The organism is Listeria sp. MAN/IMW/UF464 (assembly GCF_058683955.1).
The window spans coordinates 59717-81652 of record NZ_JBZWZP010000004.1; the positions used below are offsets into that span (position 1 = coordinate 59717).

At 37.2% G+C, this 21936-nt stretch carries 18 protein-coding genes and 1 other RNA gene; 3 read left to right on the forward strand and 16 right to left on the reverse strand.

Going from position 1 to position 21936, the window contains the following annotated elements; translation table 11 throughout:
• Positions 1 to 34: 34 nt before the first annotated feature.
• The gene (gene licT / locus AC4PG0_RS12890) at positions 35 to 892 is read right to left on the reverse strand and encodes a BglG family transcription antiterminator LicT (protein WP_003763832.1); all 858 of its coding nucleotides are present in this window, start codon (positions 890 to 892) and stop codon (positions 35 to 37) included.
• Positions 893 to 1160: 268 nt separating this feature from the next.
• Between licT and AC4PG0_RS12895 the strand changes: the two genes are divergently transcribed.
• On the forward strand, positions 1161 to 1571 hold the full coding sequence (locus AC4PG0_RS12895) for a VOC family protein (protein ID WP_010991239.1): 411 nt from the start codon (positions 1161 to 1163) through the stop codon (positions 1569 to 1571).
• Positions 1572 to 1589: 18 nt separating this feature from the next.
• On the opposite strand, the gene AC4PG0_RS12900 is transcribed toward AC4PG0_RS12895, so the two are convergent.
• Entirely contained in the window at positions 1590 to 2102 is a 513-nt protein-coding gene (locus AC4PG0_RS12900) for a ClbS/DfsB family four-helix bundle protein (RefSeq protein ID WP_194317647.1), read from the reverse strand.
• A 122-nt stretch (positions 2103 to 2224) separates the two neighbouring features.
• Between AC4PG0_RS12900 and AC4PG0_RS12905 the strand changes: the two genes are divergently transcribed.
• Positions 2225 to 2566, forward strand: coding sequence for a YxeA family protein (locus AC4PG0_RS12905; protein WP_010991240.1), 342 nt, complete (start codon positions 2225 to 2227; stop codon positions 2564 to 2566).
• A gap of 32 nt (positions 2567 to 2598) precedes the next feature.
• On the opposite strand, the gene AC4PG0_RS12910 is transcribed toward AC4PG0_RS12905, so the two are convergent.
• The 8 genes from AC4PG0_RS12910 to AC4PG0_RS12945 all read right to left on the reverse strand — a co-directional run bounded on the left by AC4PG0_RS12910 (position 2599) and on the right by AC4PG0_RS12945 (position 14517).
• Positions 2599 to 2982 carry a GyrI-like domain-containing protein gene (locus tag AC4PG0_RS12910; RefSeq protein ID WP_492167761.1) on the reverse strand — a complete coding sequence of 128 codons (384 nt, stop codon included), beginning with the start codon at positions 2980 to 2982 and terminating at the stop codon, positions 2599 to 2601.
• Between the two features lie 54 nt (positions 2983 to 3036).
• On the reverse strand, positions 3037 to 3933 hold the full coding sequence (locus tag AC4PG0_RS12915) for a helix-turn-helix transcriptional regulator (protein WP_194318594.1): 897 nt from the start codon (positions 3931 to 3933) through the stop codon (positions 3037 to 3039).
• A gap of 40 nt (positions 3934 to 3973) precedes the next feature.
• Positions 3974 to 4543: a YdcF family protein gene (locus tag AC4PG0_RS12920; protein ID WP_492167762.1), complete on the reverse strand. Its 570-nt coding sequence runs from the start codon at positions 4541 to 4543 to the stop codon at positions 3974 to 3976.
• A gap of 161 nt (positions 4544 to 4704) precedes the next feature.
• Positions 4705 to 5074, reverse strand: a transfer-messenger RNA (tmRNA) gene (ssrA, locus tag AC4PG0_RS12925).
• 115 nt (positions 5075 to 5189) lie between these two features.
• A complete protein-coding gene (locus tag AC4PG0_RS12930) occupies positions 5190 to 6242 on the reverse strand; it encodes an internalin N-terminal domain-containing protein (protein ID WP_194318595.1) in 1053 nt (350 codons plus the stop codon).
• Between the two features lie 52 nt (positions 6243 to 6294).
• Positions 6295 to 10227, reverse strand: coding sequence for a TIM-barrel domain-containing protein (locus AC4PG0_RS12935; RefSeq protein WP_194318596.1), 3933 nt, complete (start codon positions 10225 to 10227; stop codon positions 6295 to 6297).
• Between the two features lie 14 nt (positions 10228 to 10241).
• The gene (locus tag AC4PG0_RS12940) at positions 10242 to 11186 is read right to left on the reverse strand and encodes an internalin N-terminal domain-containing protein (protein ID WP_185334534.1); all 945 of its coding nucleotides are present in this window, start codon (positions 11184 to 11186) and stop codon (positions 10242 to 10244) included.
• Positions 11187 to 11241: 55 nt separating this feature from the next.
• Positions 11242 to 14517 (reverse strand): TIM-barrel domain-containing protein, encoded by a 3276-nt coding sequence (locus tag AC4PG0_RS12945; RefSeq protein WP_492167763.1) that lies wholly within the window; start codon positions 14515 to 14517, stop codon positions 11242 to 11244.
• 382 nt (positions 14518 to 14899) lie between these two features.
• On the opposite strand from AC4PG0_RS12945, the gene AC4PG0_RS12950 reads away from it, so the two are divergent.
• A complete protein-coding gene (locus tag AC4PG0_RS12950; RefSeq protein WP_010991248.1) occupies positions 14900 to 15808 on the forward strand; it encodes a helix-turn-helix domain-containing protein in 909 nt (302 codons plus the stop codon).
• Between the two features lie 54 nt (positions 15809 to 15862).
• On the opposite strand, the gene smpB is transcribed toward AC4PG0_RS12950, so the two are convergent.
• The 6 genes from smpB to AC4PG0_RS12980 all read right to left on the reverse strand — a co-directional run bounded on the left by smpB (position 15863) and on the right by AC4PG0_RS12980 (position 21836).
• On the reverse strand, positions 15863 to 16327 hold the full coding sequence (smpB, locus tag AC4PG0_RS12955) for an SsrA-binding protein SmpB (protein ID WP_003723350.1): 465 nt from the start codon (positions 16325 to 16327) through the stop codon (positions 15863 to 15865).
• A gap of 15 nt (positions 16328 to 16342) precedes the next feature.
• On the reverse strand, positions 16343 to 18724 hold the full coding sequence (gene rnr / locus AC4PG0_RS12960) for a ribonuclease R (protein WP_031649562.1): 2382 nt from the start codon (positions 18722 to 18724) through the stop codon (positions 16343 to 16345).
• 33 nt (positions 18725 to 18757) lie between these two features.
• Positions 18758 to 19504, reverse strand: coding sequence for an alpha/beta hydrolase (locus AC4PG0_RS12965; protein WP_492167764.1), 747 nt, complete (start codon positions 19502 to 19504; stop codon positions 18758 to 18760).
• A gap of 363 nt (positions 19505 to 19867) precedes the next feature.
• On the reverse strand, positions 19868 to 20101 hold the full coding sequence (gene secG / locus AC4PG0_RS12970) for a preprotein translocase subunit SecG (RefSeq protein WP_003739713.1): 234 nt from the start codon (positions 20099 to 20101) through the stop codon (positions 19868 to 19870).
• Positions 20102 to 20190: 89 nt separating this feature from the next.
• Positions 20191 to 20934: an alpha/beta hydrolase gene (locus AC4PG0_RS12975; protein ID WP_003763862.1), complete on the reverse strand. Its 744-nt coding sequence runs from the start codon at positions 20932 to 20934 to the stop codon at positions 20191 to 20193.
• Between the two features lie 182 nt (positions 20935 to 21116).
• A complete protein-coding gene (locus AC4PG0_RS12980) occupies positions 21117 to 21836 on the reverse strand; it encodes an alpha/beta fold hydrolase (protein ID WP_492168008.1) in 720 nt (239 codons plus the stop codon).
• Positions 21837 to 21936 lie beyond the last annotated feature (100 nt).

A 21936-nucleotide genomic window follows, 5' to 3' on the forward strand; every position in this document is an offset into this window, starting at 1 on the left:
TTTCTGTAATCCATTACATATAAGTCCAAAAAAATTATTCTTCTTCTTTTGCTATTGTGTTTCTTTCAGTAACGCGGTAAATATGAATTGCGAGGTAAACACGTTCGTCTCTTGTTAATTCCGTATGATGCGTATTAATCAGATATGCATCAATTTTTTTCGTACAATTAAAAGCTTCTGGATACTTAATTTGCACTTGTTCATATAAAAAGTCATCGCCGGAATCGACAATTTCTTTTCGAAGTAAACGTTGTGCGAAATACTGTAAATGAGTAATAAAACGTGTATAGTTCAGTGAAGTTTCATCTAAAACCATACCATAATGATACGTGACAATGCTTAAAATATCTTGAACAATTTGGGTCATTGCTACTGTCATGTGCATTTGTTGTCCGTCTTGTCTCGCATTTACAATGTGGAGAGCAATAAAACCAGCTTCATCTTCGTCTAGCCTAATTCCTACTTCTTTCTCAATAAAATCAAGGGCCTTCATTCCAACTAAATACTCTGCGTGATAAAATCGTTTTATTTCCCACAATAGTGCATTTTTCAAGTTAATACCTTGATTATAACGTGATACTGCAAAATTAATATGATCTGTGAGAGTTAAATAGATATTATCGCTTAAGTCTGTTTCAAGTGTTTCTTGCGCGTACTGGACAACATCATCCGCGATACGTAAATGTTTCAGCGGAATCTCACTAAGTAATTCTGAAAGCTTTTCTGAAAGTTCGTGTGTTTCCATTACAAATGTTTTTTCAATCTTGGATACCTCCACCTCATCTCCAAGTTTCTTTTGAAAAGCAAGACCACGGCCCATCACTACAGACTCCTTGCCACTTTTACCCTCGGCGATTACGACATTGTTATTCAGTATTTTTTTGATAATCATGCATTTTCACCTCTTTCAAAAGAAAAAAACCCAAACTAATTCCAACGCTATTAATATCAAAATAGCACTTGAATTAATCTAGGTTTTGCCTGCCTCAGCAGTAACAATCCTATTCTTTTCTCTAACATTATAGTACAAAAAGAAACCGATTACAAGGGGTATTTTTGATATTCAATTTTGGATTACTTTATATCTTCCCTACTTTAACATAACTTATTCATTGACAGGAAGTTTTCTGCATGCTATTTTTGGCTGGAGGTGATAAATTATGGCAACACGCTCGGAACAAATTTTTATTAATTTGCCTGTAAAAGATTTACAAGCAACCGTCGCTTTTTTCACAGAACTTGGCTACGAATTTAATCCTCAATTCACAGACGAAAATGCTACCCAAATGCTCATCGGAGAAAATATTTTCGCCATGCTCTTGAAAGAAGATTTCTTCCAGACTTTCCATAAAGAAGGCATCGCTGACACAACAAAAGCACGCGAAGTCCTCATCACCATCACCCAAGATAGCCGCCAAGCCGTTGACACACTGGTCGATCATGCGCTAAAAATTGGCGCAAAACCAGCAGGCGAAACACAAGACTACGATTTCATGTATAGCAGAAGTTATCTTGACTTAGACAACCATCTCTGGGAAATCGCTTATTTAGACGAATCCGCTTTAAAATAAAAAAAGAACCGCTGGAATTCATTTGATTCCAGCGGCTTTTTTAAATTTCCGTATTTTCTTCATAGCCCATTCATAGTGGCTCGTTGTGCTTGAAATAAAAATAGCACCAAGCGACGTTGTATTCGTCCACTTATAATATTTTTTAGTAAACAGTTCTTCATCCGAGTGTTCCGCGATAATTTCCATTTCCGCATGATGCGTTTTATTTAGTAATTCCATCGCCTTCTCTAAATCCGTTTCCTGGTACTTTTGCCAAATAACCAAATTCAGTTCTGGCGTGGTCCTCCAAGTATAACCTTCCGCCGGCATAAAAGGTTTATCGCCCCTCATCCCAATTTGGTACCAATCAAGCGCCATATTGTGCCATTCATGCAAATGCACTACAACGTCACGAATATTCTTATCCCTGTCCTCAAATGGAAACGCAAGCTGCTGTTTTTCTTTTGGAATAGAGTCAATTAAATCCAATAGCTTTTGATAACTTTCCGCACTTTGTTGAAGCAATTCTTCTTTATTTTTTGGTCTCGCCATGAAATATTACTCCTTTCTAACAAATATGTAAGTTTAAAAATCCATTTCGTTGCCTTTTGCGAGGGTTTGTCCCGCTCTTTTCTTATACAATAAGTGTAATAACTCAGCAAAGGATGATTGACTTGAAAAAAATCGTTATACTTATTATAAGCGTACTATTACTTGGTGGAATTATCGGTGGCGTATATTACTTTAAAAACGCCAACAAAATAGGTGCAGATGCTTCCTATGTTAAAATTACAAAAGATCCCACAAAAAGTAATGAAATAAGCTTCAACAATAATTATACTCTTCCTGCATACGACGAAAATGGTAAAGAGACAGAAGTTACTTTTTCTGCAGATAAAGAATTACGTAAAGGTGCTTATTTAAAACTTTATATTAAAGAAGACAAAGGCGTAACTTCATTTGAAGAAGTGCCTGAAAAAGAAGTCCCAGCTAAAGCAGCTGAAAAACTTAAATAATGACAGAATCTCCTCCTTGTGAGGGGATTTTTTTAAATAGAAATATAAACTTCTATTTTTCCATTCGTATGATACCATTCAAAATCTGTTTTATAAGCGCGCTGTAATTCACTATCCCTCGCCCAGATTTCTTGCCAAACTTCCGCCACGCCTTTATGACTCGTATTATCTACAGTAAACACGAGATATTCTCCAGCTTCAATTACTGTACTTTTTTCTTCATCCCAGTCGCTAGTCCCTACTAATAAATCATATTCACCCGTAAAATCACTCGCATAATTACTATACACCGCAAAAATATCTCCGGCTGGCTTTTCAACCATGACTTCACCCCAAAGTTCTGCAATTGGACTAAAATCACTATTACTTGTACGTATTTGCTTTCCATTAATCACTCTATTTTCTTGTAACTTCATTGTTTGTCGCCTCCTCTAACATCATTATAGCGATCAAAACTTGACAACTATCTGTCAAGAATTCAAATTAAAATAAAGTTTTTCCACTTCGGACTTATATTCTTTTTGTAGCGAATCCGGTTCTAAAATCTTCACCGCACTTCCAAACATCAATAAAAACGGGATAATATTCCGCTCAGAATCATATTGAAACGTTACACGAACCAAATCTAACTCCATTTGCATTTCTTCTAACAAAAAGTAATCCAGTAATTTTCCAAGCTGATTTTTCGGAAACTCTAACACAATTTTTTCTGTTACTTCAGCTTGTTTTTGGTCTTCTTCTATTTTCATACTAGTTTTACTCGTTTCTTTCAAAGACGTTATTCTTGTTAATTTAAAGTGGCGAATGGCTGCTCTTTTGTGACAGTATGCTTCTAAATACCAACTGCCATCCATTAAGTTTAATTTTTGAGGTGAAATTTCTCGGTTTGTTTCTGTTCCGTCCATCGCAATATATGTTATATCTAGCTGTTTTTTCATTGTAAAAGCTTTTTGAATATAGGCGATTTTTCGTTTTACTTCAGCCTCAATTTGTTTGCGATGTTGTGTCGCTGAATCAAAGAAAATATAATTGCTAGTTGGTTTTTCTGTTTGTAATAAAGTGATTTTTTCTCGTAAAGTTTCTTGGCTATCATTCAACATAAATTCCGAACGTGCCTCTAAAGCTTCAAGCAAAATCCGCTTCTCTTCCTCCGAAAAAGTAAACGTCGCTAATTTATATGTATCAAGCATCGTAAATCCGCCATTTTTCCCCGGTAAAGCAACGACTGGAAATCCCGCATAAAGGAGCGTATCCATATCGCGGTAAATCGTTCGTGTGCTTACCTCGAATTTTTCAGCGAGCTCACTTGCTAGTACTTTTCGCTCTAAAATCATGACTAATATTGCTAAAATCCGCTCTAGTTTCATCCCAAAACCTCCAGCCCTTTTAGCCTTATTATAGCATGTATTATCGGTCAAAAACCCATGCATATGTGATGGATAAAACTTCGCGCATCATTCCTTTGTACTTGGCAGGTGTCCGAGATTTTGCTGGAAGACCGGTTGCATTTATCCCCTGACGTTTTGCTAGCATTAGCGCCCTATACATATGATAGTCACTTGTCACAATCACTGTTTTTCCTAAATCAAATTTTTCATTGCTATATTTAATATTTTCTTCCGTTCTTTTGGATTTAGTTTCCTTTTTAATCCGATTTCTCGCAATGCCTTCATTAACCAAATATTCTTCCATAACCGCAGCTTCCGTCGTGCTTTCATCAGCACCTTGCCCACCACTAACAATCACCTTTGCCTTTGGATATTCATTCAAATAAGCCACTGCCGTATCCAATCTTTCCTCTAAAACTAACGACGGGGTAGCCGGATCCCCATTAATTTTCGCACCTAAAATAAGTACCGTATTTACGTTTTCATCAGGTTTGGCCCACGTCCCGCTAAACATAAATGCCGCTACAATCAAGACATATATAAATCCAATTACAATTAAAATAACGAAAAATTTCTTAAAGCGTAGCATCTTATTTCTCCTCTCCTTACTTCTTTTTTTAGTTTAGCAAATGATTCTTAATAAAAGAGAAAGAAATACTCAAGTTAATGGAAAATAAAAAAAGGTCCTATGTTCTTAAATGGCTTAATAACACCATTAAAGAACATAGGACTTTCTTTACGCGTTTCAAAATATGGAGATGGTGGGAGTCGAACCCACGTCCAGAAATATCGGCACTTGAATATCTACGAGCGTAGTCACCGTATTAGCATTTCGCATAAACATCAGCCCGGTAACAGGCTTCCATTCAGCTAGTCTGATTAAGCTCTTCTATTTAACCTCAGACGGAGATTAACTAGTGTAGCCCACTTAGAGTGAGACCCTTACCGTAGCACATGGGCGATGCACGGAGGATCAGCTATGCTACTGCTTATTAGGCAGCGAAAGCTAGGTTTTGTTTTTCTTTGCCAGTTATTATTGGCTTTGACGTTGATAACGAGGACGATCCCCCCGACTCGCAACTCAAGCTCGAACTATCCCTGTCGAATCCGTAACATCCCCAGAGTTAAAGTCTAACATTAGATATTATACAGGAAAAAACGAGCCTTTACAAACAGAAAAAACTTGTGACACAGCCAAATGTACAACTATTATTTAGCATGCCACAAGTTTTCAATTAATTGATAGTTAATTTCAGTGAGTATTTCATAACTTCGCCTTCTTCAATATAGGGCTCTATTCCATTAAAATCAATACCAATCGTGTACTCGCCTTTATCAAGATTACTTGTAGGAACAATAATTTGCGCCTTGTCCTCATCATAATTTACTTTAAATGAATCAAACACTTTATCATCATCTGAATTTCGAATCCACACTTCTTGAACACCATTAATATCCTTTAAATCATACAGTTGTGTATAAATTGGTAGTGTGATATATGCATCTTCCCCATAAGCAACCGTTTGATCTGGTAAAGTTCCAATTTGGCCTAGTACAGTTATTTTATCAACAATAGTAGGTGGTAGTATGTTTAAATAATTATAGCTCAAATCCATACTTACCAAACTATCCAAATGAGTGAAATCTGTCATTTCTGTTGTGAATTGATTCGACTCAAAGTTTACTTCCTGTAAATTTTTCAAGTTTGTAAAATCAGGTACATCTTCTGAAGCAAGGCCACATTCATTTAGCAACAACGTTTCTAGTTTAGGAATATTAGAAAAGTCAGGCAAGCCCCCCACAATAGTTCTACTACCAAAATTAAGGTACTTTAATTCTGGATAATTTTGATAATCTGGTACGGTAATATTTTCAGGTGGTATTTCACTTGTTATACTTACTTCTGCTCTTAAAGTATCTAATAGGGGTAAAGTCGGTAAATCCGGAAATTTAGTGAACTTTGTTTGGGTAGGATAAATCATAATATTATTTACATTGCTAAAATAAGCATTTCCTAGCATTTCTAAAGTTTCATCTGTTAAGTAATTTGTAAAATAGCCCAATCCTAATGATGTCGCTGCATTTATATCATCTTGCGTAATGACGTCTGTAACATCACTTTTGTGCAAGTTTTCTACCATATCTTCTGCTAAGTTTTCATTTGGAAAAACATCAATTATTCTGGCTGGCAATGGATATACCTCTGTCACACTAGCATTTGCATCCATTGCATTCAAGCTAACAACTCCAATAATAATCAAACTAAATACTATAAATAGTCTTTTCATCTTTTCTCCTCCTTAAAGAAAAGAGCGGGATAAATCACCCCGCTCTATCTAATTATTTGGCAGATGGCATAACTCTAACATTATCAATATGAATACTTGTTCCGCCTTTAGAGTCCATCACAAAACTTGTATTAATATTTCCTGTTGTTACTTTGACATTCTTAATAGAAACATAGTGCCAAACATTATCTGCTACTAAATCAATAGTCTGACCTTCACTGCTATCGTAGTTATTAACTGTCATTTGTGCTTTTGCAGTATCATCTTTACTTACTTTAACCCAAGCTTCCACATCGTAATTCGCATTATTAGTTGGAACTGCGATTTGTTGCGCTAGTGTTTGCTGGTAAGCTCCTGGTAGGTAGAAATAAGCGCTCTGACTTCCAAAAGCTGGTGATTCTGGAGGATTGACACCTGAACCACTATCAACGCCATATGCCTTATCCTGACCGTCTGGATGAGACTCTACCCAATTAGTAGTTGCAGCAGGGTCACGTTCAAAACCGCCGTTATCAAGTAGATTTACTTCTGATTGAACGGGACTGTTAATCGGATCCGCTGAGACAAGGATTCTATCAATATTGATATTTCCTGTAGTTTCACCGTCCATTAAGAAAGTGATTTTATTTGTACCCGCTTTTAAATTCACAGCTTTTTCTGTATCAGTCCAAATATTCCAGTTTTCCCCTTCTGAAGGGAAAGTTACGCGAGAATTATAAGTACCATTTGTGTACAAATCAAGCGTTTGCGGCATCCCACTTCCATTTGCAGTTCGGGTATTTAGCACATATTCCCCGTCTGCTGGCACATCCACTTCAAACTTGATTTCATCTCCTGCTGCTCCAAAGCCACCAACAAAGCCTTCTCCACTATAGAACCAATGATCATTTGCCACTTTTAAAGTTCCAGATAGAGCTGCTTCTTCCGCTTCTACTTTTGCTACAGTTGGAGTGAAACCGATATTTACTTTGTCTAATGCGACTTGATCTGCTTTGTCGCCTGTGTCTGTAACCACTTTATAAGAGATACTATTTTTCCCTGCTGCAAGTGGTAAGTTTTCCGCTTGAACAGTCCAATCTGCTGCTGGTTTTAAAGTTGTTTGTTTTACATATTCTCCATTTACAAAAATACTTAATGATTGGTTATCTTCGGAAGCATTTTTGTATGTTAAATCGACATTATAATCGCCAGCATCTTTTACATTTGCATAAATTGTTGTTCCAGAGCCATCTGAATCATATCCATCTACATAGGTTTGTTCAGTTACAGGTTTCTCGGCAACTGTATTTGCAAAACTAGAACCTTTTTCCATTTCATATGTTCCAGTTTGTTCCACGCTTTTAGAACCGGTTGCTGTGATGACTGTATCTGTGTCTCCTTGAGCTGGTACTTTCACATAAGTTACTGCACCATAAATATCGCTAGAAACAGCATAACCACTTCCATCTGCATTTTCGAGTGCAGATAAATCATCGTATAATTTGCTATCAGTGCCATTAACTTGGACACTTTCAGCAGCATTTCCGTGTAGTTTTACAATGTAATTTTCTGTGTCAGCTTTGTAACTTCCTTCTTTCGCGCCAACTGTGAAAGTAGTAGTATCTGCTGTTTTCGATGTTGTCATTTTTTGTTTCAAATAAACTTCTTTTTCATAATCAAAAGATTTTCCATCGTCATCATAATGTGTAAATGAAGTATCTTTTTCAGAAGCAAATGTGTCTAAATAAACGGTTTTAACTGCGGATTCACCAACATAGTTTTGCGGCTGTTGCATTGGTATAATTGCGCCTTGTTTAACGAACATCGGAACATCCGTCCAGTCTTCGTCATTTACTTCATAATTGATAGTTTGGTTCCCTTCGTAGATATCACCACGATTATAGTCTATCCAAGTTCCCGCTGGTAAATAGATTTCACGCGAACCAGTACCCTCTTCTAAAATAGGAGCTGCAAGGATAGCATCACCAAACATCCATTCATTTGTTAGGTTAACTACATTTTCATCTGTTGGATTATCAAAAGTAAGTGGTTGAACAAGTCCTACTCCAGATTCATAAGCTTGTCTTTCATAGGCATACATGTATGGAATCATTGAATAGCGCCAAGTCATACTACTTTTCGCCACTTCTTCTGCAGTCCCGCCGTAATACCAAGGTTGACGTTGTTGATTATCATTACCATGTGTTCTAAATACTGGTACAAGAGAGCTAAACTCCATCCAACGACTATAAAGTTCTGGATCTGGATTTAATACTTGTCCAGAATTGGCATTAAAACCACCTGTGTCCATGCCCCATTTCGTTTGTCCTAAATTGATAGTAGACAACATCGTACTTGGTTGTTCTTGCATTCCATTTGCCCAGTCAATTACTTCGCCTTTTTTCCACTGGACGCCGATATCGCCTGACCAAATGGATGTTGAATAGCGCTGAGCTCCTGGATAATATGTTCTTCCAGTCTGCCAAACACGTTCATTTGTGTAATCACGTTGACCTTCATACATTGCTTGAGACGTGAAACCTGTTGTGAAATTACCAAACCAATAATCCGCTCCATTGGAGGATACTTTGTCAGTTTCATCATTCCACCAACCGACGATACCTTTATCCAGCGCATCTTCAGAATGAGACCACCACCAATTACGTTCATCCGGATTATACGGATCGATACTTCTAACAGTAACTGGGAACGCGTAATCTTCATACGCTTCTTGGCCTGGATACCAGTAACCATTTGCCTCAGCATCTTTACCTTGTTGCGTTTCCGTTCCATCTTGTAGATTAGTTACCACACGAGGTTTAGTAATACCAATCATTTTTACACCTAGTGCATCCATATCATTTTTTAAAGTAGTGTCTTTTGCGGATGGGAAATTAGTTGTATTCCAAGCAAATTCACCGTAATCCCCTCCATAAACAGGATCTCCGTAAAATTTCCAATCGTAGTCAAAAGCAAAAGAATCAATCGGAATTCCCTTAGCACGATACGTATCAATATTTTTACGGAATTCATCTTCATTTGTTCCCCATTCGAAATTGGAGAAACCAAGAGACCATTTTGGCATCATAGGAGTGTGACCAGTTACATCAGCGTAAGAGGACATGATTTCTTCAGGTTCCCCTGACATCAAGTACATTTCTACATTTTCTTTTTCGTAACGACGGCCTTCAACAACCGTATCCCCGTAATAGAATTCTAGCTTTTCTTCGTCTGAAACAGAATAAGGATAACCCCCGTCACTATCTACTAAAAGACCATAACCTGCAGTAGACCACATAAACGGGCCACCAGCATTACCTTGTTGACCTGCTTGAGCTGTCTTTCCGCTATTTGCAGCTGTATTATCTCGCTCCATCCCAAGGTCTCCGTCGCTAAAACTAATACCATAAGCCCCATAAACATGGTCAGCTGCACCGCGTTTAAATCTCACACCACCATCGAAAATCCCACCATCAGCCGACTCAGATAATAAAGTTTTTCCCTCTTTATCTTTAAAAGTCATTCGCGCTGGTTCTTTAGAAATTTCAAGTGTGCATTCGTCCGTTGAAATAACCATAGGATCGGATTCTAAATCAATCTTAGCCCCAATTGCTGTAAAAGTTGCATTAGGATCAATCATCGGTGTCGACTCACTATTTTCGATATTTCGCGGTCGTAAATTAACTTTAAGCAGATTATTGGCAAGTGGTGAAATTTCTAAGTAGTCATCTTCTGCTTCATCCCCGTTATCGATTTTCAGCGTGATAACATTGTCTGTTACAGTTGCCTCTAAAACATTTCCAAGTCCTTCTTCTGCACTTAGCTTCGCATATTCTTCTTTACTAAGCTGTTTTGCAGTTTCTCCATTCGCTTGTTGTTTCACTTCTTTTTTCTCTGTTTCTTCTGCGTTAACTTCCACTTCTAATGGTTGCGTTATCCCTAAGTTCAACCAAACAAGCGGCACAACAGCCATACTGACACAAACTTGTTTCATCCCTTTTTTCATCATCTCGCTCCTTTTCATTCAGTAATTGTTACAGGAAAATCATACCACCCTAAATATTCTGATCCATTGTAATTTAGTGAGATTTCTAACAAATGTTCACCAGGCTCTAATCCTGCTGTTTCAATAGTGTACATGTAAGAACCCGTATAGGATGGATACACTGGTTTATAAAGAAATTCACCGTTATCATTAATTATCATCTCGTTCCCAGGAGCTGGTGCGATAAAATCTAGCGCTTGATAAATAAACGGCACAAAAACATCTAAATTTTCGCCTTGTTTAATTGTCCTTGGAGGATAGGTAGCTGTCTGTCCATCAAATGAACGATTCCTAATTTGCCCAGTTAGAAAAATATCTTCTGGAATTGAAATTAAATGATTATCACGAAGAAGTAATGTATCTAAATTAGGCATATTCATCCAAATGTCTTTCGCTATATATCCAGAAAGCTCTGCTTGCTCCATGTTAATGCTAACTAATTCTTCCATCCCAATGAACTCAGGAATATTAATTCCGAAATTATTTTTACTAAAATCTACTGTCGTTAAATTAGGATATTTTGCGTTTGGAAATTGAGTAATGTTTGCATCAGATGCTTTTATAGTTTCTAAAGCAGGAAGACTCTCCGATAAGTCAGGCATCTCGCCAATATTATTACTCCAAATAGCTAATTCTGTTGCGTTTGTAAAAACTTCATTATTCAATACATTCAAATCTTCCCCAGTTAAATTTAACCCTGGAAATGGTAGGATTGTGATTGTATCTAAATCTTCTTGCGTGATAATATCATTTACAGAATCTTTATCCAATTCTTCAGCAATCGCCTCAGCAATTGCTTCAACTGGAAATGCCTCAATGATTGGAGCTGGCAAAGGAACTGTATCCGCTTGCACTTTTATTGTTGGCGAAAGTAAAATACAACAACTTACAATGAACAACAATCCAATTATCTTTTTCATCTCTTACTCCTTTCAAAGTACCACCCTCTTCACCTCGAAAAGGGTGGCAATGTGTTTATTTTTTAATTACAACATGATCAAAGTTAATTCCCGCTGTATCGCCTGCTTCAAAATCAAAGACGACTTGGTTAATACCATCTTGCAAGGTTACTGGCACTTCCACTACGTCCCAAGTATCCCAGTCAGCCGTTTTCGGTAAAGCAATTTGTTGTTTGTTGCCATTTACATAAACCGTTCTTGTAGCATCTTCCACACCCGCGCTATAACGCACTTCCATCGTATAATCGGATGCGCCATCAACTGCATCAATATCAAACTCAACTGCTTCTTTTTCTTCATCAAATCCAGCTACAAAACCAGTTCCAGTGTAGCCAGCATGGTCACTTGCAGTTGATACATTTGTTAAATGCCCGAATTCCGCTTCATAAGGTGCATGATTTACACCATTTAAAACGATAGCTTGAGTAGTATCTGTTGCTGCAGTTTTGATGTAAGTTAAGTTTTGTACAGTGTCATAGTAATAAGCGCTCGTTGCTTCATTAAAGGCATCTAGTGTGTCTGCTTTAGCTACCTCAGTTCCTGCAACTGTTACACTTGTTGGCTCTGTACTGAAAACTTGCATCGTTGTTTCATCTGCCATTGCCGGAAGATTAACCGTAACTTTTTCATTGGCAAAATCTTCAGAAACGCTAATATCACGCATCTCGCCACCATTTACATCATCATAGAAACTGTACTCGCTGTTTCCTGATGGGTAAACTCGGAACGTTAAATTATCATATGCTTTTAAATCGTTTCCTACATTTTGTCCTAGTTGGTAACCATCTGTCATATTCATTGGAATAATCGCTCCAGCTTTTGCAAATACAGGTAACGTATCAACATCTGCATAGTAAGAAATTGTTTCGCCACCTGGATGGATACCGCCGTTCCAAATATCTATCCATTCGCCTTCTGGTAAATAAACTTCTTTTTCTGTTTGGCCTTCTTGTACAATTGGTGCTACAAGTAAATCATCGCCAAACATATATTGTTCATCTAAATTACGCGTATTAATATCTTCTGGATAATCCATAGCCATTTGACGCATCATAGATTTCCCATTATCAGCAGTATCTTTTGCCGCTGTATAAATATAAGGAAGTAAATTCATACGTGTATATAAATATTTTTGGAATGTTGGTAAAATCGTTTCGTCGCCAGTTCTAGCTACTGCATTCCACGGTGAGCGTTCTTCACTTGGCGATGGATCTGATTTTTCCGAGTGGAACTGCATAATCGGTGCAAAAGCCGCCATTGCTGTTGCGCGTTTATAAAGTTCTGCTGTTGGATAATTTCCTGTGAATCCTGCCATATCCCATGCCCAGTAAGAAACGCCTGATGTTGATGCACTAAGACCTGCTTTTACGGATGCTTGGAAAGAATCAAATGTAGAAGTTTGATCTCCAGACCAGTAAATGCCCGATTTTTGTGCCCCTGAAGTTCCAGAACGGCTAAAGGAAACTGCCTCTGGATTTATACTTTTTGCAAAATCGAAATAGCTGGAAACATAATCTGTTGGATAACGGTTTCTCATTTCTTGCCCTTTTTCCCCGTTAGAAAAAGTTGTATCACGGCCCCAAACCATTTCTCCACCATCTGTCTTGAATCCATCAATTCCGACATCTGTTAGTAAATATTCACGTTGAGATGTCCACCAATTTACCGCATCTTTATTTGTGAAATCTAGTAAAATCCCGTTACCAAACCACTGAGATGCTGGAACTCGGTAAGGCGCCCCTGTTCCATCGTCCGCACTGTACCCTTGACTTATCATGTAGTCTTCATCATTATCTCTTTGTTCATACACTGTATTATCATCTTTTAATACAGGAACTTGCCATAATACAATGTTCATTCCTGCATCATGTACGCTGTCTACCATTGCTTTTGGATTTGTCCATTTCCCGTTAAATGTAAAATCATCATAGGCAAAAGGTTCACCATTTTTCTTCGCAGTATATGTCGCGTCGTTCCAAATGTAGTAAGTTTCTTCATCACTCCATTGTTCTAATACAAATCCCGTTGCTGGAATTTCATTTTCTTTTGCATTAGAAAGTGCTGTACTTACATCAGATTCTCTATCCCATTCATTTGCTGACATCCAAAGTCCGAATGCCCATTTTGGTAATAATGTAGTTTTTCCAGTAATATCTGTGTAGTTATTTACAATATCATTTTGATCTTTTCCGCTGATGACATAATAATCAAGCATATTCGTCATATCGCCATCATTATCTAAAATAAAGCTATATTTATCTTCTACTTTTGAAGCCATTTGGAATTGTGAATGAAAATCAGAATTCACAAACATACCATATTTATTTGCACTTACAAAAAACGGTACTGCTAAATAAGTTCGTTCAGTTTGTGCTTGGTCTTGGTACTCATTATAAACATAGGTTTCAACATCTTTGCCTCGTTGATTAATAGTATCGTAACGTTCACCAAAACCATAGAACGCCTCATCACTTGGCGTCATAAAATTATTTTGATACTGATTGATAACATTTTTGCCATCTGTCAACCAACCTAAGCTGTTGGCAGTTGTATATTCACTTGTAAGTAGAGTTCCATCTGCTTGGTACACTTCCATGCGGTAAGGAGACTTTTGGATTTCTACTCGCAAATCGTCAGTTGTAACTGTTACTTTATCTGCACCATCATCTACTGTGTAACCAGTTTTTCCAGCATGTCCAGTTTCTTTACCGGTTGGTGATAGTTCCATACGAAGTGTATCTAAATCCTCAAACGAAAGATATAATTTTGGAGTGAATTCACCTGCAGTAGCTGTCATATTTAATGTAATAGAATCTCCATTATCTACAACGCTGCTGACATCTTGCACATACTCCCAGTCCGTCACGTAAAATGTAAACGGACCACTTTCATATTCAGTTCCTCCGTCAGTAGAACCTTTTGTTGTATAAGTAATTTCATCGCCTTTTTCAAATTTTCCTAAATCTGCTTTCCAGTAAGTATTGTTCCCGCTATTATAATCATAAGCTGCTGTAACATTTTCTTGTGCTACCCCGTTTTTAGTCCATTCTACCCAAACATTTTGTCCATCTTCAATTGGCCAGGTAGTAATATTTAATGTCACGTCTTCACCAGCTTTTGGATCTCTAGGAGAACGTTCTGTTGGTTGGACAGTATATAGATCATCATCCCCATATGGCGAGTGATATTCCCCATCCATCGCGAAAACGTTTGTCCCAAATCCACTTAAACAACTAAATATTAGTATGGTCAAAATGAAAATTAAACTAGATTTTCTTCCCTTTTGCTTCATCTCTCTTTCCTCCCTTAATGTATATTTTTACTAAAAACATATTACTTTTGATTTATTATTTCGCAAAATTATTAATTTTTGCATATCTATGATTGTAGAAATAATCACATAATGTTATAATTCTTTCACAGATACACTAAAAAAGTTCAAATTACTAATAATCCTACAAAAAAACGCAACTATGCCAGACCATTCTTCATGGAAAAACAATAATTGCGTTCATCAGAAGACCTTGCTTAAAAAACTTTAAAACAACCAGTTAATACTTTTGAACAAAGTTAACATGTCTTCTCCCTCCTTTTTCATCTATACAAAAATACTAACTCACAAATCTTACATAAAATTAAAAAGCATCAAATTTGAACAAATGGAGCTGAGTTTTATGCAAAATATTGGTGATACATTAAAATTTATTCGGAAAAGTAAAAACTTAACACAACAAGAGGCCTGTACAAATGCTCTCAGTCGTTCTAACTATCAAAAAATCGAGAATAATAAAATCATGCCTAGTATGGACCGTTTTATTCAAATCTTACTTAATTTCAATATGACGTTAGAAGAATTTGAATTTATAAAACGAGACTTTACACCTTCTCCAAAAGAAAATATCCTTTATCTATACTCCAAGATTATTACCTCCTCAGAAACAGATATGATACTTAATGTTATTTCCAAATGCGACGACTACTTAGAAACCCACAACGATATTTTTATCTCTGACATTAAAGCCTCACTTGAAGGCATTTTACTAGCTGAAAAAGAACATAATTTTAAACTTGCTCGAAAGAAAGTAACCTACATTTGGGACAGGCTTTCGGAAGCTGATGAATTATTTTGGAATGACATATTAATATTAAGAAATATTTTCTTTATTTTTGAAAATGAAACTGCTCAACATATTGTAAATCGTCTTATTTCTCAACTTAAAAAATATCGTTACTTATATCCAACACTTTCGATTGAGATTTCTCTTCATGTTAATCGTGCTACTTATTTAATTTTGGACGAAAAATATGAACTAGCTTTGCACTACATTGAATTATCTATTAAAATCGCTAAGCATAACCATTATTACTTACAATTTTGCATGGCTGTTGCGAAAAAAGGAATTGTTCTGTATAAGCTAGGTGAAAAACAAAAAGGTAAACACTTTATGCAACGAGCGCTCAGAGTGGCTAAAGTGCTTGAAGAAGAACGTATTTTAAGCGGGATTAAAAATGAAATCGATTATTTTCTTCATGATGAGATGCATAACCTCTCTTTGAATGAATTTACAAAAATAGACATATAAAAAAAGCCTAAATCTAGCTTCTTCAACTGTTGTTGAATGACTAGATTCAGGCTTTTATTGTTGGCGCTCTTTAAAGGCGCGTTCAATATCACGTTTTGCTTCTTTTTGTTTTAAGTCTTGGCGTTTATCGTATTTCTTTTTACCTCGAGCTACACCGATAAGTACTTTTGCGTAGCCATCTTTAATATACATTTTTAGTGGAACAATCGAATAACCGGACTCTTTCGTTTCTCCAATTAAACGGCTGATTTGCTTCTTATGTAAGAGCAACTTGCGCGTTCTTAGTGGATCATGATTGTAGCGGTTCCCTTGTTCATATGGACTAATGTGCATATTGTGTAAGAAAATTTCCCCTTTGTCGATACGTGCATAGGAATCTTTTAAGTTTACCCGTGCGTTTCTGACGGATTTGATTTCAGTACCTTGCAGGACAATGCCAGCCTCAAAAGTTTCTTCAATTGCGTAATCGTGGCGCGCTTTTTTATTTTGCGCGACTAGTTTACCATCACCTTTTGGCATAACTCCCCATCCTTTCTAGCGACGTTTTTTCTTCTTCGGGCTTTCTTTTGCTACACCTTGATAAAAAGGTTTTTTCTTCTTTTTCTTTTTAGGTTTTGTATACCATTCGTCTTCTTTACGTTCTGATTTTGGTTTCACGTCTTCTGATTTACCAGTTCTACGTTTGTTACGACCTTTTTTTTGGTTACTCTTAAAGTTTCTAGTTTTATCAATCGGTTTTTCACGTTGACGTTTTTGTTTATCGCTCACCGGACCTGGTTTGCCTTCACTACGAAGAGCAAAATCGATTTCACGAGCATCTACGTCGACTTTAGTTACTTCTACTTCCACTTCATCACCAATACGATAAATTTGGCCTGTTCTTTCGCCAATCATCGCTAATTGATTTTGGTGGAATTTAAAGTAATCGCCTTTCATTGCGCTCACATGGACTAAACCTTCAATTGTGGTCGGAAGTTCGATAAATAAACCAAAATTGGTTACAGAGCTAATAATTCCGATGAATCGTTCGCCCACTTTATCGACCATGAACTCAGTTTTCTTCAGTTCGTCAGTTTCACGTTCAGCTTCTACTGCACGTCGCTCCATTTTCGAGCTGTGTTCAGCAATCTCAGGAAGCTCCTCAGCGCGTTTTTCTAAAGTTTCCGGACGAACATCCCCGTTTATTAAATACTCTCTAATAAGCCTATGAACGATTAAATCCGGATAACGACGAATTGGCGACGTGAAATGTGTATAAAAATCAGTAGACAAGCCAAAGTGTCCCGCGCTTACTGTATCATACTTCGCTTGTTGCATCGAACGTAGCATTACAGTTGAAACAACCATCTCTTCTGGTTTACCTTTTACTTCTTCTAGTACTTGTTGTAAGGCTGCTGGGTGAATATCATTGGCAGTTCCTTTGACAATCAAGCCAAAATTAGTAATAAATTCAAAGAAACGTGCTAATTTATCTTCTTTTGGATCTTCATGAATACGATAAATAAATGGTACATCCATCCAGTGGAAATGTTCTGCAACTGTTTCGTTCGCAGCAAGCATAAATTCTTCAATCAAATGCTCTCCCGCTGAACGTTCGCGCATCACGACTGCTTCTGGATGACCTTCTTCATCAACAACTACACGTGCTTCTTTGAAATCAAAATCAATCGCACCACGTTTTTCACGTTTGCGGCGAAGGATTTCAGCTAAATGTTGCATCGCTTCAAGCATTGGAACGATTGGCGCATATTTTTCACGCAACGCTTCGTCTTTTTCAACTAAAATATCATTAACGTCTGTATAAGTCATTCGTTCCGTTGTTTTAATAATACTTTCAAAAATTTCATGATTAACCACGTGGCCCTCTTGGTCAATTTCCATTTCACAACTCATTGTAAAACGGTCTACTTGTGGGTTAAGTGAGCAAATGCCATTCGAAAGTTTATGTGGCAACATTGGAATTACTCGGTCGACCAAATAAACACTTGTTCCGCGGTCTTGCGCTTCTTTATCAAGTGGCGAGCCTTCTGTTACATAATGCGTTACGTCTGCAATATGAACGCCTAGCTTCCAGTTGCCATTTGGTAATTGTTTGACAGTAACTGCATCATCCAAGTCTTTGGCGTCTGCCCCGTCAATTGTAATTATCATTTGGTCACGAAGATCACGACGATTGCCAATATCTGAATCATCAACCACGTCAGGTGCTTTACTTACTTGCTCCATGACTTCTTCCGGAAAAGCAATCGAAATTCCATGTTTATGAATAATCGATAAAATATCTACTCCCGGATCATTACGGTGGCCGATAATTGACTTAACAACACCTCGAGCCCTAGCATGTCCAGTTGCATATTCAGTTAATTCCACGATAACTTTATGACCATCTACCGGTTTTAAGCCATCCTCTAAATCAATTTCTACTTCACCGAAAAGACGTTTATCATCTGGCATCACAATTGGAGTACCAGCTAAGTCTTCCATATAAGTTCCGACGATTTGTGTTGTCTTCCGTTCGACAATTTTCTTAATCGTACCTTCTGCCAAATTATCGCCTTTACGTTTCGTGATCGTCGCAAAAACTAAATCACCGTTCATTGCATCTTTAACTTCATTTGGCGGGATAAAAATATCGTCCATTTCTTTCTCTTCTGGGAGAACAAAGCCAAAACCTCGTTCATGTGCACGAAATGTTCCTTTTACTAAGTCCATTTTTTCTGGTAATGCATACCGATTCTTCCTTGAGCGGACAATAGTTCCGGAATCTTCCAGTTTTACTAAAGCTTTCACCATTAATTTAAAGTCATCCGCATTGTTTAAAGCTATTTCTATTTCTAAATCTTCTAGCGCAAATGTTTTATCAGGCGCTGAAGTTAATAGATTCATAATTTTTTCTTCCATTTGTTTTTGTTCCACTTCTGTCCCTCCTCTCTCTGTTTTAAAAATTGTTTATTCTTGCCAATCTAAGCTATCTAAAAATGTTAAAATTGATTGGTTTACGTCTTTTCTTTCTTTGTCTAATGTGATGACATGACCAGATTCTTTAAACCAGTGTAACTCTTTCTTTGTTGATTCTACTGTATCATAAATCAGCTGTGCCCCGCTCACATCAACCATATCGTCTTTTTCACCTTGAACGACCATGATTGGTGCATAAATCATATCTATTTCAGACACGACGCCATTAATTTCATCTTTTAGTTTAGCGATAGTATTCATTGGCGCGTCTTTATAGGCGACCATTTCTGCATCGATTTGTTCAGGCGTTTTACCTTCTAATTTTTTATAATTACGCACATAATCTAAAAAGCCTTGAATTATTGGTGATGAGCTGTCCATTCTTGTTGGAGTACTCATGGCTATAATTCCCTTTAACGGCCTAGAAAAACCTAATTTTAGTGAAAAAAGTCCACCGAGCGAAAGTCCCGCTACAGCAATTTCCGTGTAACCGAGTGATTTTAGGTGATCATAGGCTTTAAGAACATCTTCCCACCAGTCGTTTGGTCCTGTTTTTAGTAGTAGGTCTGGTGATACGCCGTGGCCTCTGTATTGAGGCGCATAGCAAGTGTAATTGTTTTCTTGTAAAAACCTACCTAATATTCTTACATCCGCTGAGCTACCTGTGAAACCGTGTAAGAGTAACACTGCTCTTTTGCCTTTTTCGAATAGGAATGGTTGTGGTGGTGTTATTTTCATAGTAAATATCGCTCCTTGGTTCTTTTTGGAGGTTTGGTTGGTCTGAGGTGGGTGTTGTTTTTGTTGGAGTTTTAGGGGATTTGTTGTACTTAAAAATTTGTGCTCCCCTTTTTGTGTTGTTCGTCCACTTTTTTATGGAAAACAATACTCCACCTTGTTACGCCTTGTATTGGAGTTCTAGGGGATTTGTTGAACTTAAAAATTTGTGCTCCCGTTTTTGTGTTGTTCGTCCACTTTTTTAATGGAAACAACGCTCCACTTCGTTACGCCTTGTATTGTAGTTCTAGGGAAGCGGACTACGCTTCTGGAGAACTACAATAATAAAAAACCACCTAAATTTTCATTCAGGTGGTTAACATCTCGTTACTGTACAAAATATGCCAGTGCAATTAGTATTGCGAAGAAAACAATGGATAGAACGATGGTTGTACGATGTAGAATAAGTTCTAGTCCTCTTGCTTTTTGCTTACCGAATAATTGCTCAGCTCCACCAGAGATGGCACCGGATAGCCCAGCACTTTTACCTGGTTGAAGTATGATAACTGTAATTAACAGTACTGATACGATGATGAGTAAGACCGTTAAAACTGTACTCATTGTTCTTTCCTCCTAAAACCGCCCAATTTGACTAAGGTTAATTTTACCATATTTGGTATTGTACGTAAAGGTTTGTTTCTATACAATAGTTAAACAACTTTTTCCTCAAGCCAAACTAGATCGTCTAAGAAGTAAATCAAGTCTTCTTCTAAAATATCTTTTTCACAGTCGTTCACAATATCGTGACCTGAACCTGCGTAGAAGCATAGTTGTTTATCATTTGTATGAATGTGTTTGAAGATATAATTGGCGTTATCTGCGTCGATTTCTTCGTCTTGGCAGCCTTGACCAATCATCGTTGGCACATGAATCTTTTCAATATCACGCGCAACATTTTTGTAGAAAGTAGCACGTGCTTCCGTCATTACGTCTATTTCAGGAAGGTAGTTTTTTAACATATCATCTGCTTCTTGTTCTACTATACCTTGTTTCTTTAATTGTTTAGTTAAATAGTTTTCGATTGGGATATAGCGCATTTTACGGTTTACATTGGCGCATAAAGGAACAATCGCTTTTGGTGAAAACGATTCTGCCATTTTAAGCGCAAAAACACCGCCCATTGCCACACCGACAATTGCAATTTCATTATATCCGTCTTTTTCAAGTTGACGATATCCAGCCACCGCATCTTCATACCACATTTCCGGTGTTGTTTTCAAGAAAATAGCGGGTTCATCCCCGTGACCTCTGAAGTTTGGTGCATGTACTGTGTATCCATTTTCTGCTAGAGTTTCTCCAAGTTCTCTTACGTCTTCTGTAGTCCCTGCAAAGCCATGCAAGAGCAAAACAGCACGATTTCCCGCTTTTAACGTAAAGCTACGATCCGCACTCATTTTTACGCAATCCTCCTAATATCATCACTTTTATAATCCACTCTATTGTAGCCCATCTGAACTAAATAAGCTACCTTTTGAGTTCTGACCAATAGACCAATATTAACGCTATCCAAGGAACTTGTCAAACACTTTTTTCTCGACCCTCAAACACGTTGGTAACAAAGGGTTTCAAGGCGATTCTATTTGTGAATTTCCGCGCTTAAATTGGAAAAGAAAGTATGAATTAATTGTAACAATTGTTTTGGTTTTTGCCTAGGTAAATAATGAAGCCCATTTCTAACAATAACCATTTCGCCGTGTTGAACAGAATGTACCATTTTCTTCGTATCTTTAGAAGAAATCAAATCGTATTCACCAACAACTGCCAAAAGTGGTGCGCTTATTTTCTTTAAATCCGCTTCTGACATATGTGGATGATAGATGGTTAAAGCAAGTTGCTGTTTCATACGTTCAAAAAAACGGCTAAACGGAGCTAAGAGAACTGTAGCTCCATAAGCAATGCGGCAAAACAAATCTGGTAAAAAGCGGATTTGGTTTACATGGTAATTTGTGCCAATAACGACAGAGGCGATTTGACGTTTTGGTTGCATTTTGCCCATTACTAGAGCAACAATACCACCGTCGCTATAACCAACGACTTTATATTTATCAATTTTCAAAAAATCGAGTAATGAAAGCATATCGAGAGCCATTATTTCAAAATCAAGCGGCATATTTCCTGCGTCACTTCTACCGTGTGCGCGACTATCTACAGCGATTACTTGATGATTAAGTGCTAAGTCATCAATAATTCGCTTTAAGGAACGATGATTTTGACCATTTCCGTGAATAAGAAGAATTGGTTCGCCAGTCCCGTAAATTTGATAAAACAAGTTAATTCCATTGATTTTTGTTATCATAAAGCATTTCTCCTTGCTCAAGACTTCTAATACTCTTATTTTACATCTGATTATACTTGATTTCATATAAAAATGCTTCTAATATATTAAAATACGCCTG

What these genes read in the sequence shown, in the direction of transcription:
- AC4PG0_RS12950 (WP_010991248.1), top strand. Translation starts at nt 14,900, where the DNA reads ATGCAAAATATTGGTGATACATTAAAATTTATTCGGAAAAGTAAAAAC.
- AC4PG0_RS12940 (WP_185334534.1), bottom strand. Translation starts at nt 11,186, where the DNA reads ATGAAAAAGATAATTGGATTGTTGTTCATTGTAAGTTGTTGTATTTTA.
- smpB (WP_003723350.1), bottom strand. Translation starts at nt 16,327, where the DNA reads ATGCCAAAAGGTGATGGTAAACTAGTCGCGCAAAATAAAAAAGCGCGC.
- AC4PG0_RS12900 (WP_194317647.1), bottom strand. Translation starts at nt 2,102, where the DNA reads ATGGCGAGACCAAAAAATAAAGAAGAATTGCTTCAACAAAGTGCGGAA.
- AC4PG0_RS12965 (WP_492167764.1), bottom strand. Translation starts at nt 19,504, where the DNA reads ATGAAAATAACACCACCACAACCATTCCTATTCGAAAAAGGCAAAAGA.
- AC4PG0_RS12915 (WP_194318594.1), bottom strand. Translation starts at nt 3,933, where the DNA reads ATGAAACTAGAGCGGATTTTAGCAATATTAGTCATGATTTTAGAGCGA.
- AC4PG0_RS12945 (WP_492167763.1), bottom strand. Translation starts at nt 14,517, where the DNA reads ATGAAGCAAAAGGGAAGAAAATCTAGTTTAATTTTCATTTTGACCATA.
- secG (WP_003739713.1), bottom strand. Translation starts at nt 20,101, where the DNA reads ATGAGTACAGTTTTAACGGTCTTACTCATCATCGTATCAGTACTGTTA.
- AC4PG0_RS12930 (WP_194318595.1), bottom strand. Translation starts at nt 6,242, where the DNA reads ATGAAAAGACTATTTATAGTATTTAGTTTGATTATTATTGGAGTTGTT.
- AC4PG0_RS12895 (WP_010991239.1), top strand. Translation starts at nt 1,161, where the DNA reads ATGGCAACACGCTCGGAACAAATTTTTATTAATTTGCCTGTAAAAGAT.
- AC4PG0_RS12910 (WP_492167761.1), bottom strand. Translation starts at nt 2,982, where the DNA reads ATGAAGTTACAAGAAAATAGAGTGATTAATGGAAAGCAAATACGTACA.
- AC4PG0_RS12935 (WP_194318596.1), bottom strand. Translation starts at nt 10,227, where the DNA reads ATGAAAAAAGGGATGAAACAAGTTTGTGTCAGTATGGCTGTTGTGCCG.
- AC4PG0_RS12980 (WP_492168008.1), bottom strand. Translation starts at nt 21,836, where the DNA reads ATGATAACAAAAATCAATGGAATTAACTTGTTTTATCAAATTTACGGG.
- licT (WP_003763832.1), bottom strand. Translation starts at nt 892, where the DNA reads ATGATTATCAAAAAAATACTGAATAACAATGTCGTAATCGCCGAGGGT.
- AC4PG0_RS12920 (WP_492167762.1), bottom strand. Translation starts at nt 4,543, where the DNA reads ATGCTACGCTTTAAGAAATTTTTCGTTATTTTAATTGTAATTGGATTT.
- AC4PG0_RS12975 (WP_003763862.1), bottom strand. Translation starts at nt 20,934, where the DNA reads ATGAGTGCGGATCGTAGCTTTACGTTAAAAGCGGGAAATCGTGCTGTT.